At 60.9% G+C, this 12,597-nt stretch carries 11 protein-coding genes; 4 read left to right on the forward strand and 7 right to left on the reverse strand.

Annotated elements, in window-relative coordinates; all coding sequences use genetic code 11:
* Positions 1-138: 138 nt before the first annotated feature.
* A complete protein-coding gene (locus tag ABIZ35_RS26665; protein ID WP_348222981.1) occupies positions 139-633 on the reverse strand; it encodes an Lrp/AsnC family transcriptional regulator in 495 nt (164 codons plus the stop codon).
* Positions 634-836: 203 nt separating this feature from the next.
* Here ABIZ35_RS26665 and ABIZ35_RS26670 point away from each other — a divergent pair, with 203 nt between their 5' ends.
* On the forward strand, positions 837-1,193 hold the full coding sequence (locus ABIZ35_RS26670) for a hypothetical protein (protein ID WP_348222982.1): 357 nt from the start codon (positions 837-839) through the stop codon (positions 1,191-1,193).
* A 301-nt stretch (positions 1,194-1,494) separates the two neighbouring features.
* Here ABIZ35_RS26670 and gyrA read toward each other — a convergent pair whose 3' ends face one another.
* Positions 1,495-4,086: a DNA gyrase subunit A gene (gene gyrA / locus ABIZ35_RS26675; protein ID WP_348222983.1), complete on the reverse strand. Its 2,592-nt coding sequence runs from the start codon at positions 4,084-4,086 to the stop codon at positions 1,495-1,497.
* 205 nt (positions 4,087-4,291) lie between these two features.
* On the opposite strand from gyrA, the gene ABIZ35_RS26680 reads away from it, so the two are divergent.
* Entirely contained in the window at positions 4,292-4,531 is a 240-nt protein-coding gene (locus ABIZ35_RS26680; RefSeq protein WP_348222984.1) for an AbrB/MazE/SpoVT family DNA-binding domain-containing protein, read from the forward strand.
* A gap of 302 nt (positions 4,532-4,833) precedes the next feature.
* Positions 4,834-5,478, forward strand: coding sequence for a hypothetical protein (locus ABIZ35_RS26685; protein WP_348222985.1), 645 nt, complete (start codon positions 4,834-4,836; stop codon positions 5,476-5,478).
* Positions 5,479-5,553: 75 nt separating this feature from the next.
* Here the strand turns inward: ABIZ35_RS26685 and ABIZ35_RS26690 are convergent, their stop codons facing one another.
* Genes ABIZ35_RS26690 through ABIZ35_RS26710 form a run of 5 tightly spaced genes read right to left on the reverse strand, consistent with a single transcriptional unit; the run spans position 5,554 to position 11,222 of the window.
* Positions 5,554-7,728, reverse strand: a complete 2,175-nt coding sequence (locus tag ABIZ35_RS26690; protein WP_348222986.1) for a PA14 domain-containing protein — start codon at positions 7,726-7,728, stop codon at positions 5,554-5,556.
* Positions 7,715-8,203: a biopolymer transporter ExbD gene (locus tag ABIZ35_RS26695; protein ID WP_348222987.1), complete on the reverse strand. Its 489-nt coding sequence runs from the start codon at positions 8,201-8,203 to the stop codon at positions 7,715-7,717. Before ABIZ35_RS26695 ends, ABIZ35_RS26690 begins: the two co-directional genes overlap by 14 nt.
* Positions 8,200-8,625: a biopolymer transporter ExbD gene (locus ABIZ35_RS26700; protein WP_348222988.1), complete on the reverse strand. Its 426-nt coding sequence runs from the start codon at positions 8,623-8,625 to the stop codon at positions 8,200-8,202. Before ABIZ35_RS26700 ends, ABIZ35_RS26695 begins: the two co-directional genes overlap by 4 nt.
* The gene (locus ABIZ35_RS26705; protein ID WP_348222989.1) at positions 8,606-9,259 is read right to left on the reverse strand and encodes a MotA/TolQ/ExbB proton channel family protein; all 654 of its coding nucleotides are present in this window, start codon (positions 9,257-9,259) and stop codon (positions 8,606-8,608) included. The genes ABIZ35_RS26700 and ABIZ35_RS26705 overlap by 20 nt, the downstream gene beginning before the upstream one ends.
* Positions 9,260-9,287: 28 nt before the next feature.
* Positions 9,288-11,222, reverse strand: coding sequence for a sigma-70 family RNA polymerase sigma factor (locus tag ABIZ35_RS26710; protein WP_348222990.1), 1,935 nt, complete (start codon positions 11,220-11,222; stop codon positions 9,288-9,290).
* Positions 11,223-11,416: 194 nt separating this feature from the next.
* On the opposite strand from ABIZ35_RS26710, the gene ABIZ35_RS26715 reads away from it, so the two are divergent.
* Complete coding sequence (locus tag ABIZ35_RS26715) at positions 11,417-12,553, forward strand: beta-propeller fold lactonase family protein (protein ID WP_348222991.1); 1,137 nt, start codon at positions 11,417-11,419, stop codon at positions 12,551-12,553.
* The last annotated feature ends 44 nt before the right edge of the window (positions 12,554-12,597 follow it).

A 12,597-nucleotide genomic window follows, 5' to 3' on the forward strand; every position in this document is an offset into this window, starting at 1 on the left:
GTGAAATGGCGAGACGCCACTGGCTTTGGAAACATCAAGAGACATTTCGAAGGAGAAACAATCCTAATAATGTGTAAAGGATGTCGCCGGTCTAAAGTGTAAAGCATGTCCCTGTTCATACAGGGGGTGAGGGCCATCCTAAGGCGCGACAACCAGACGGGGATCTTCGGCGGCGTCGACGAATAGAATCTGGTCTTCTTTGTATTTGCGCAGCAGGAAATGGGTGTCGGTGCCGGTGACGCCGTCGATAGTGGACAGCTTCTCGGCCACGAATCGGCCGACTTCGCGCAGATCCGCAGCCTCGATAACGATGCGCAGATCGCTGCCGCCGGAGATCAGCCAGACGCTATGCACTTCCGGATAACGATAGAGCTGCTCGGCGACGGCGTCGAAGCCGACGTCGCGGGCGGGAAGCGCCTTGACGTCGATAAAGGCGAAGACCTTCTCGACGCCCGCCTTTTCCCAGTCGACAATCGTCTTGTAGCTCTTGATCACGCTGCGCTTCTCATAGTCCGCGATAGCGGCTTTGACGGCGTCAACGCTGCGTCCGGTCAGGGTGGCGATCGTCTCTGGCGTCGTGCGCGCATCGCGCGCCAGAATCGTCAAAATTTCATCGGGTGCTGCTTGGCTCATGGTGCGTTAGTGTAGCATGGGCGCCGAAACGATGTCAAGGAGCAATCGCCCTGGGAATCGTGCGTAACAGTCGTGATTCTCATCGTTTTTGGGTTAAGAACAAATGTTTGTAAAATATATTTTCAGACGTGTTTTTACGGAACAAATTTCGTGAATAATTTGTTATAATTAGTAACAGAGACTAAGAAAATTGGAGAATGTTTATGAAGGTACAGCCATCGGTATTAGTCCATCTTGGGTATGGAAAGTATGTGCGCTCGGATCAGGTCACGGCTGTCATGCCGATCGAGCAGGAGCGCGGCCCCGGCCGTCGCACGCTCGTTCACATGTTAGGGCAGGACGAGCCTCTCGTCGGCTCGCGGGCCGAGGATTCGATCGTGCGCGATTTGGTTCAGGAGCCGAAGGAAGTGACGCAGTCCCGCCAGCAGCAGGAGATTCTGCGCGACTTGCTCATGGACCTAGGTAATGTGAACGCGACGGTGCGGCGCATCGCGCGCGATGAGGGCGGACTGGATTTGGAGCGCCTGGAGCGGCGGATACGGGAAGTGGTTGAGGAGTGAGGAAGCTAGCCTATTCTTCGTACCGGCCATAAATGACCGGCCTGCGAGGGAGCCCCATAAATGGGGCTGAGAAAACTCCGCGTTCGTTTGTCATGACGGTGAACTGCCCAGACTTGCGATTGCTGGCTCTTGTTCAGCCCCATTTATGGGGCTCCCTCGCAGGCCGGTCATTTATGGCCGGTGTGATGGATACGAACGCATTGGTCAGAAAACATACCGTTGTAAACCAGGATTGGGGGCAGGCGGAGAATTCAAAAGCCCCAAGCGTCAATCGACGCTCGGGGCTTTTTGATTGTGAAGATTACACCGCGTCGGGAGCGGCGGGCGGTTCGATTGGCAGCTTGTCGGCGGTAATGCGCTCGACGCTGGCGACGGTGTCGTTGTCGCTCAGGTTGATCGCGCGCACGCCCTGGGTGCTGCGGCCGCTGCTGCGGATGTCATCGACGCGGAGGCGGATGGTGATGCCTTCGCGGGTCATGATCAGCAGGCGGTCATCTTTGTCGACGACCTGGGCGTCCACGATGTTTCCGGTCTTCTCGGAGAGCGCCATCGTCAGGATGCCCTTGCCGCCGCGTGACTGCGAGCGGTATTCCTTGAACGGTGTCCTCTTGGAAATGCCGCGCTCGCCGATGACGAGCAGGTCCAGTTCGGCGTCCACCAGGGCCATGCCGACCACGGAATCGCCCTTTTCTTCCGAGAGACGAATTCCGCGAACGCCGCCGGCGGCGCGTCCGCGCGAGGGAACTTCGTTCTCATGGAATCGGATGGACATGCCCTTGCGGGTGACCATGATCACTTCGTTGTCGCCGCTGGTGTGGGCGACCCAGCGCAGCGAGTCGTTCTCTTCGATGTCGAAGACGTTCAGGCCGTTGTTGCGCAGGTTGGCGAACTCGGCAAGCTTCGTGCGCTTGACTTCGCCGCACTCGGTGGCGAGGAGCAAGTAGCCCGTGGCTTCTTTGTAGTCCTTGATCGGGACCGTCGCCGTGATGCGCTCGCCGGGCTGAATATTGATCAGGTTGATGACGGCGCTGCCCATGGCCGTGCGCGATGTCTGGGGCACTTCGTAGGCCTTGAGACGGTACACGCGGCCCCGGTCGGTGAAGAACAGGATGTAGTGGTGCGTCGTGGCGATGAAGAGGTGCTCGATCGTGTCCTCTTCCTTCGTCGTTGCGCCGATCCGGCCCTTACCGCCGCGGTGCTGGGTGGGGTAGGTTTCCTTGGGAACGCGCTTGATGTAGCCATCGCGCGTGATCGAGATGATCATCTCCTCTTCGGGGATGAGATCTTCGTCGCCGATCTCCTCGGCCTCCATCGGAACGATGCGCGTGCGTCGCTCGTCGCCGTACTTGTCGCGCAGGAACTTCAGTTCCGTCCGGATGATCGCCTCGACGCGGGCGGGCGTCGCAAGGATATCCTCATAGAAGCCGATCTGGCGCAGCAGCTCTTTGTACTCGTTCTCGACTTGCTCGCGCGCCAGGCCCGTGAGGGTGCGCAGCTGCATCTGGAGAATGGCGTCGGCCTGGAGCTGGGAGAGCGTGAAGCGCGCCATCATCTCGGTGCGGGCGATCTCCGCCGTGCGCGAAGCCCGGATCAGGGCGATGATCTCGTCGAGGAAGTCCAGCGCGATGCGCAGACCTTCCAAGATATGCGCGCGCGCCTTGGCCTTGTTCAACTCGAAGATGGTGCGGCGGACGATCACTTCGCGGCGATGCTTCAGGAAGGCGTTGAGCACCTGCGGCAGCGAAAGGATCTGCGGCTGTCCTTCGATCAGGGCGATCATGTTGACGCCGAACGTGGAGCGCATCGGCGTATGCTTGAGCAGGAAGTTCAGGACCTTCTTGGGATACGCCTCGCGCTTCAGCTCGACAACGACCCGCATGCCGGTCTTGTCGGTGTAGTCGTTGAGGTTGACGATCCCTTCGATCTTCTTCTGCTTGACAAGCTCCGCGATCTGCTCGATCAGGCGCTGCTTGATGACCTGATAGGGAAGCTCGGTGATGATGATCGCGTTGCGTCCGTTTTCCATCGGTTCGATCGTGGTGCGGGCCTGCATGATCACGGAGCCGCGCCCGGTGGCGTACGCCAGGCGGATTCCCTTGGTGCCCAAAATCAGGCCATAGGTGGGGAAGTCCGGCCCTTTGACGAATGTCATCAGCTCGTCGGAGGTGGCGTCAGGGTTGTCGATCAGGTGGTACAGGGCGTCGACAATTTCCCGCAGGTTGTGCGGGGGGATGTTGGTCGCCATGCCGACGGCGATGCCGCTGCCGCCATTACAGATCAGGTTCGGGAACTTGCCGGGAAGAACGGTCGGTTCCTCGCGCGTCTGGTCGTAGTTTTCGGTCCAGTTGACGGTGTCCCGGTCGAGGTCCTGGAGCATCTCCATCGCGAAGTGCGACATACGGGCTTCGGTGTAGCGCATGGCGGCCGGCGGGTCGCCGTCGATGCTGCCGAAGTTGCCCTGCCCGTCCACGAGCGGATAGCGCAGCGAGAAGTCCTGCGCCATGCGGACCATAGTGGGGTAGATGACGGCTTCGCCGTGGGGATGGTAGTTGCCCGAGGTGTCGCCGGCGATCTTCGCCGACTTACGCTGCTGGGCCGCCGGCGTGAGGTTCAGGTCGCTCATCGCCATCAAAATGCGGCGCTGAACGGGCTTGAGGCCGTCGCGGACATCGGGAAGCGCGCGAGAGATGATCGTCGACATTGCGTAGTTGAGATACGACTGTCGCATCTCATCTTCGAGCGTCGTATTGACAACCTCGAACCCGGCGTTGTTGGGAAGGAGCGCGGTCGTCGTCTCCACAATCGGCGCTTCCGGCTGCTCGTCAGGCGTATCCGGCTGGTCGTCGGGGTTCTCGGAAATAGGGTCGGGGGTCGGAACTTCTTCGTCAGCCATTTCTCAATCCTCTCACACAAAATCCAGTCAAAAGAGTGGTAGTATTTTACCCTATTTGGTAGTTAATGTCAAGATTGAGGCAGAGTAACGTCATTCGTACAAGTGTTTGCTTTCGCAGATTTCAGCAGACGTTCCCAACAAAACTTGTCATAACGATGTTCTTACGGTATGATTTACAAAAACGAGCATGACCTTGGAGGAACTGATGACACGATCACTGCAAAAGATCGGAAACAGCAAGGGCTTAATTCTCACGCGAGATATGCTTCAGCACCTCGGCGTGACGGACGAGGTAGAGATCGCCTTTGAAGCGGGCCGCATCGTACTGACTGCTCCCGTCGCATCGGCTCCTCGTCGGCGTGAAACGTTCGAAGAAGCGGCGGACGCCGTCTTTGAGCAATATGACGAGACGCTGCGCCGGCTGGTAAGAGACGCTGGCGACTGAAGTCGCGCCTGCAAGAGCGCGGAAACCCACCTGCGTGGGTTACATATTCGAGCACGATATCGTCTTATAATAGGCCGAATATTCGATGGTGTCGTCGCGGACAATGTAGTCCGCGCAGGCGGACTTCTGCGCTCTTGAAGGCGCGGTTTCAACCGCTGGCCTCTCTTATTGGAATGGCATTTGGCCTCTCTGCCCTTCAGAAGCGCGATTAAGCCGCTGAGTTTAAAATGAAGCTGCCAGACCGATACGCGCTCACATCAGTTAATCATAAAAGAATCGACGGATAACACAGGAGCGCCATCATGATCCCATTGCAGCAAATCGAAGTCGCCAGTCCGTGTCATGAGTCTTGGTCCGAGATGGATGGCGAGGGAGCCGTTCGTCATTGCGGCAAGTGTGCTCGCAATGTTTACAATCTTTCGGAGATGACGACCGCGCAGGCGCAGGCCCTGGTGGCGGCGAATGAGGGGAAGCTTTGTGTCCGGTTCTATCGTCGTTCGGATGGAACGATGATGACCAAGGATTGCCCGGTCGGGGTGCGCGTCGCACGGCGGCGGTATGTGACAGCTCTGTCCTGGGCGGCGTCGCTCGCGGTGGCGTCCATCGTTGGGACGACGCGGCCCGCGCACGCCGACAATCCCCCGGCGGCTAAGGCGTTTCTGGGGGAGATGGCTGCTCCTATCCATGCGGCCGCGAAAACGACCGCTCCTGTGAAGATCGTCAAGATCAAGCCTGCGGGGAGCGTTAAGACAAAGCCGCCCGTCGTCAAGCCTGTGTCGCCTCTGGCGACGATGGGCAGGATTGCGGCTCCGCCTCCTCCTAAGCCCACGACGCTAACGCCGCTGATGGGCAAAGTCGCATTCCCAGCTCCACCCAAGCCGCCGGCTCCGGCTCCCATGGCGATAATGGGCGATATCGCTGCTCCTCCGCCGCCTGCGAAGAAGTAGCAGGACGCCTCACACGGCCTGCATCGTCGAAACAAAAACGCCCATGGCGCAAGCCGTGGGCGTGTTTGTCTGTCATTACTGAAGCTCGCGCGCCTTGGGGTAGCGCAGGCAGCTTTCCGGGATGTATTCGCGTGGAACGCTGGGGGCTTCCCAGTAGAGGCGCATCTCGGCGATGCCGTAGCCGTTTTCGTAGTACTCCAATTTGATCTGATACTCGTGACCGGCTTCGAGATGCATTGTCACGGTGTCCTCATCGGGGCCATGCGTGGTCCAGTTAGAGATGACGAGCTTGCCATCGATGTAGAGCCGCACGCCGTCGTCGGACGATGTCATGATCGTATAGGTGTCCGTGACTTTGGGGACCAGCTTGCCCATCCAGCGGATGCTGTACTCGCGGTTCGCAGGCAGGCGCGCGTCCGGCGTTCGGCCGCTCCATTCGAAGTCGATGTTCCGATCGGGCTTCTTGAAGACGAACTGATTGAACGCGTTGCCCCGATAGTAGACTCCCAGGAGGCCGGATCCGTCGCCGCCGAAAGGCTGTTTTTTACGGACGGTCTTGGCGGGCGGCGCCCAGTCGATGGTTCCGAACTTGCTCATCGAGCCGATGCTATTGGCCGAAACGCGGAACTGCGCGAGCGGCGACGGGCGCTCGCCATGCGGCGCGCTTTCGGTGTGTTCGGAGGGATCGTACACCCACTTCCGATCGGCGCTCGGCGCCTTCGCGCCCGGGATCATGTCGTGCGCGTCGCCGTGGGAACTTGGCAGATGCTGAGGATTGAGATTCGTTTTGACGGGCTCGTTGGGGTTCTCATGGCCGTTCGCCCAGCCCCGATGCGCCTCTGCGTTCGAAGCGCCACCGCCCTGGTACGCCTGCGAGACGACCGTGGAGGATCCGCGCGTCGCGCCATACGCGCTCGTGTCGCCCTTGGGCGAGTTGCCCCCGCCGCCCTGACGACGTCCCTCGCCGGGCTTCTGGCCGCTGCCTACTTTCTGTCCGCCGCCCTGTTTTGGTCCGGCCCCCGTCTTCTGGACGCTGGCCGTCTTTTGGCCCTGCGCCTGCTTGCCGCCTCCCGAGGCGCCCCCTCCACCGGCGGACGGCAGTCCACCGGCGCCAGGGACGCAGTACTTCATCCCCGTGATATGGTCGTTCTTTCCGTGCAGAGTTCCGCCTCCCAGGCTTGTGTTTCCTCCGGTAGGGAGACACTTGGATGTATTGCCGGGATCGCCTTTGCAGTTCGGCGGGAAGCGCTTGACGGATTTGTTTGGCTTGAAGGTTTTTGGCTGGTTCTTGAGGTCGTCAACGACCATATGCGCCGTGATTTCGACATTGCGCTGGTCCGCGAGACCGCCGCCCGTGACCGGGCCATTAGGCCGGGTCATATGGATCGTCCCCAGATTGAGCTTCATCTTGCCGTACTTCAGCATTTTCGGCGCGATGGAGTTGCCGCCGGCGGCGCCGCGGCCGTTCTTCGACGGCGACGAGGGCTGCGTGATGACGGACATCTTCGAACTTGGTTTTGATTTATCCCCGGCCGCGCTCTGCGCTTCTTTTGGCGCGCCGTCCGCGCCGGCGGGCTTGGCCTGATCGCCCGCCCGTTCGTTGTGTCCCTCGGGACCTTCGGCGGGCGCTTGGCCTGGCCGCAGGGTTTGGAGTTCGTTGGGAGACAGCTTGGCGTTGGCTATCTGCATGGGCGTCTTGCTGCTTGCCGATGGCCGGGCGTCTTGCGAGCTTGCCGTCTTAGCGTCGTGGCTGCTGGGGCGCTGTCCCGCCGGGAATTGGGTCGCGGGAGATTTCAGGCGCGCTTCATGAGCCTGCAAGCGCGCCTCGGCCTCCGCGAGCTGAGCCTGCTGGGCGGCGGTGAGACCGCCGCGCACCGCGAGCTGCTTGAGCTGTTTTACCATGGCGGCTTCCGCGCCGCCGTCGTCCACGCCGCGTCCGTCGCCCTCACGCGCTTCTGATGCGCCCTTGCCATGCCCGTGTCCGGCGGACCCGACGCCCCTCGAACCGGAAGCGCCGTCGCCATCGCCCGCAGTTCCAGGCTGGCCCTTCTCCTGCGCTCCCGCATCGGAACTTGCGTCGGGCGCGGCGGCCATTTGGAGAGGTTTTGGGTGCAGGATATCGCCCGCCTTTGTGGGATGCGGATGGCTTGCGGCGCGATGGGCGGCGACCCCGCCGACAACGGCGATGCAGGCGGCGTTGAAAGCGAGGGACGCCGCGAGGGAATATCGAAATCGCTTATCGGTTGTCATGGGATCCTCCGGAATCACCCGATGTCGCATCCGCGCCGTTTTTGGAAGTGTCCGGCTTCCCGGTGCGCGGCGTTGCGATCAAAACTTCGGCGTGGGTGTGAGAGGCCGCGATGACCCCGTTCACTTCGTCCATCAGTTCGATCAAGGTCTGTGTCTTTTGTGTGGAGGCGACATTGAGCACCACTACTGAATTTGGGTGCGCGATCAGCGATTTCGTGAGCCGCTCTTTCCAGACGCCCTGGGCGACGGGGCGTTTGTCGAGATAATAGCCGCCCTGTGGCGACAGCGAGACCATGACGGACGACGGCGCCTTTCCGCCTGCCTTGGTCTGGCGCGGAAGGCTGACGTTCATGCCCTTCATATGCGTCATAGTCAGCCAGGTGATCATAAAAAAGACAAGCAAAAAGAAGATCGTGTCGATCATCGGAATGATCTCGATGCGTCCGCGCCGCATCTCCGGCTGTGGCAGTCTCATGGCCGTTTCTCCCACTGATCGCTCGGCGTCGTCGCGATCATCACGTTGGCCGCCTGAGACTGCTTCACAAGGTCGAAGATCCGGGCGAACCGGCCGGCCGGCTGGTCCTTGTCGCAGTTGATGATAACGGCGGCTGAGACCGGCTTTGCGGCCAAACGCGCGTTCAGGGCCGAAGTCAGGCCGGATTCCGCAACGGGGTCCCGATCGATATAGAAGAGGCCGGTTTTGGTGACCGTGACCACAATGTCGTCGGCAGGTTTGGCCGCCGCCGTGTGACTGACCGGGAGCGCGACCTTTTCGGCGTTCATACGCGTCATGGTCATGCTGGCGATCATGAAGTAAATCAGCAGAAAGAACACGGTGTCGATCATCGGAACGATCTCGATCCGCGCCCGTTTGGGTTTAGACGCCGGCAGTCTCATGGACGCGCTCCTCCGAGAGATTCCGCAGCTCCAAATCGTTGATGAGCTGGGTGGCCGCCATTTCCATTTCCGCGACGATACGGCGGACTTGCTCCGTGAGGTAATTGTATCCCACGAGCGTGGTGATCGCGATGGCGAGGCCGGTCGCCGTGGCGATCAGCGCTTCGGCGACGCCGCCGGTAATCTCCGTGGGCGCGCTGAGGCCAGTCGAGACCGCGACGACTTGGAAGGCGGCGATCATTCCCGTCACGGTCCCGAGCAGTCCCAGCAGGGGAGCGATCGTGATGACCGTATCCAGAATGTTCAGTCCGCGTGACAGGCTAGGAGTCTCATCCATCGCCACCTCGGTCACGAGATGCTCCATGTTCTGACGGCCGAGGGCGCGAAACTCCAGCGCCGTCCTCAGGACACGGGCGATCGGTCCGCTGCGTACGTCCAGCAGATCCAGCGCCGCGCGTTCTCTCCCCTGAGCCAGGGAACTGCGAACCTGGAGCCGCAGGCCGCGGCTGCCGCGCAGCACGGAGCGAAGCGCGAAATAGCGCTCGATCATGACCGTGACCGAGGCGATCGCGCACAGAAACAGGGGCCACATCACTGGGCCGCCTTTTAATAAAAACGCCAAGCCATTATTCAACACGTTCATCTCCTTACCGCTCGAAGTATTATTGCTCGAAATTCACTTGCGTGTCTTTGCTTTCGGAGGCCGTCACATCCACGCCGCCGGCGGGATCGTTCAGCGGGTATACATACTGACGGCCCGGCGGAACCCGCAAGCGATATGTCCCGTCTCGGTCGGTATCGACGCTATTGACCCAGGCGCCCCCGCGTGGGTGGGCGGGACCGTAAACTCCGATGGTTATTGGAGCCGACAAAGCGCCGGTTTTGGAACGGACAGTCCCAACAATCATCGTTCCATGAGACAGGCGCAGATCCAGACTAGGGATGGAAGCGCCGGATTCGACCACGACATTGGCGCGCGCCGCCGCCGTCCATTCGCCTCCCAGGGACGGACTCTGTTCGTCCACCGCCACATTGTATTTTCCCGGCAGAAGCTGTGTGATCCTGTATCGACCATCGGCGTCCGTGACGGTTTCGCCCCACGCGGATGTGGCGATCTCCTGCGCGCCGATATGCACGCCAGCGGCTGGTTTGCCCGTATCGGCGTAGACAACGCGCCCCTCAAGCGCCGCGCTTGGCGCCAGATCCACCAGGAACGATCCTGAGTCCGGCGATCGCGACAGCGGGATGCCGTCTGCGGTGGGTGGGCGGCGTGCATACTCGGTGCTGAGCACCTGGAACGAAACCATAAATCCCTGTGGCAGTCCTGTAAAGATCGCATTTCCCTGCGCATCCGTTGTCTTTGTCAGGCGATCCGGGCTGCCGACGGCCAGATTGATTGTCGCTGTCTGTCCGAGCGGCCCGGTGATGCTGAACATGATCGGCTTCAGGCTTACTCCAGACGCCGGCTGTCCATTGGCGTCAACAACATGCAGGAGCATGCGGGTCGGCGCCGAAAGTCGAAGGTCCATATCCGGCGTCCCAAACTCCATCGCCTTGCCGTCGTCCGCCACCACGGCGAGGCCGAGCGGACCGCCCGCCACTTGCGGGATGGCGTAACGCCCCGCGCCGTCCGTCACCGTTCGAGCGACTTCTTCCGCCGTGGCTCCATTCATAACTCCGTACCGAAGCAGTGTCACGCGGGCGCCGGGATCGGGTTTGCCGGCTGGGTCCAGCACGCGCCCGCGCACAGCGATTGTCGGAACCGGAACAGCGGCCTTGGCGGGTGTCCCAGCTCCAACGGCTAACATCTGATGATGCAGGGCCACTCCTCCCGCAAAGACCGCCGCCAGCAGCGCGCCTGCGGCGAAAATCTGCGCCTTGGTCAGCGTGACCTGCCGCCACAGATGATATCCATGTCCGGAGAGGCCAAAGGGCAGCGTGGCGGTGATGGCCGCGCCGGGGCCGGTCGTCGCCTGCAGGATCGCGGCGGCGTGCGCCGCCGGCGCCGCCTTCACCATCTTCTGCGTCAGGATCGCCGTGATCGCCGCCGTAGAAAGCGCGGCGCCCGAGCGTCCGAACTGGCGGCGCAGGCGCTCCACAGCGCGCATCACGCGCTTTTGCGCGGCGGCGACGGAAACGCCCAGCGCTGCGGCCGTCTCCTCAATCGACATCTCTTCGATGTAACGCAGAAAGATGGCGTTTCGGTCTGCGGCGGCGAGCTGCGCGAGCGCATCGTCCCAATCTGTCTCCACCGCACGCCACTGAGTATCCAGGCCGCGCGCCGCATCCTCCATCTCCCGCGCCGCCTTTCCTTCGTAGTGACGCCGCCGCGCCTCGGCGCGCAGCGCGTTCCGGCACGCAAGGTGCGCCGTTTGAAAGAGCCATCCCGTGAGCACTGTCCCTGGACGCATGCTTCCGGACTTTTGCGCCAACAGCAAAAAGACCGTCTGCGTGACATCGCGCGCCATCTCGCCGTCGCCGAGCTGACGGCGGCAGACGGAATAAACGAAGTCCATATGGCGGCGCACCAGCTCATCGAAGGCCGCCTCCGACCGTCGCGTCGCATAACGCCGCAGCAGCTCGTCTTCGCCAATCAAAATTCTCTCTCCTGCTATAGTAATGTTCGCTCGGCGCGAGTTATGGACAGATACGGAAAAATTATTTTTTGTGTTTCGAAATTCGTCAGCCCGACTGCAATTGCTGAGAGGAGTGAACTTTTCGCGGCGCTGGTTTGTGTGTAGGGCGGAAGACAGAGAAGATAGTCTTCTCATTTCGTTCACAGGAGAATTCCATGACCAATCACGCCAAATTTTTGCCGTTCGCTTTGACCGTGGCCGCCGTGATACTGCCGGCGGCGCTCCAGGCTCAGCCGGCGCAGTCACACATCGCTTCTGCTGCTGGGGCCGTCTACATCGCCACCAATGGCGTCAATCAGAATCAGTTGATTGCGTACCACCGCGCTGCGGACGGAACGCTAAATTATATCGGCTCGTACCCGACCGGCGGGCGTGGAAGCGGTGGGACGATCGATCCGCTCCAATCGCAGCATTCGCTGCTGCTCAGTGAGGATCATCGTTTCCTGTACGCCGTCAATAGCGGCAGCGGCGACGTTTCTGTGCTCTCGGTTGGGAGTGAAGGGCGCTTGAGCGTGATCGACAGAGCACCGAGCGGCGGCGGCTTTCCTGTTTCACTCGCTATTAATGGGGACTTGCTGTATGTTCTTAACTCCGGCGGCGCCGGGAGCGTGAGCGGATTCCATGTACTGAGTAACGGTCACTTGCAGCCCATTCCCGGATCGACACAGCTGCTCAGCGGAGCGAGCGCCGGCGGGGCTTCTATCGATTTCAGCCCGGATGGTAAAGTTCTCGCCGCCGCGGAGCGCTTGACGAACCGTATTGACACGTTTCCAATTGGAAGCAATGGCGCGGCCGGAACACTCGTTGCGAACGCTTCGTCTGGAAAAACGCCGTTCAGTTTGACCTTCACGCCTCAAGGCGCGCTTCTCGTTTCGGAAGCCGCCGGTAATCCGAATGGAGGATCGGCGCTTTCTTCCTACGCCGTGCAGCCGAACACAACACTCTCCTCCGTAACCTCATCGGTCCCCACCGGATTTGCCGCCGCCTGCTGGATCGTCGCGAGTTCCGATGGCCACTACGCTTATGCAGCCAACGCCGGCAGCTCGCAGATTTCCATCGCCTCCGTGGGGGACACTGGTGTGCTTACCATATTGGGATCCGTCGGAACTGGAACGGGAAGCGCGCCTTTGGATATCGAGTTGAGTAGCAACAATCGCTATCTATATGCGCTCACTGCTGGGACAGGTCGGATCAATGGATTTCGAGTGGAAGCAAACGGGGGCTTAACAGCGCTGTCATCGCTGCCGTCATTGCCAGCCGGCAGCGGGCAGAATGGGCTGGCGGTGTATTAGGGGAGGGGCGGCTAATAGGGGCTTGTGTTTGCTAGTATCGTCTT

The organism is Capsulimonas sp., assembly GCF_039929585.1.
Classification (GTDB): domain Bacteria; phylum Armatimonadota; class Armatimonadia; order Armatimonadales; family Capsulimonadaceae; genus Capsulimonas.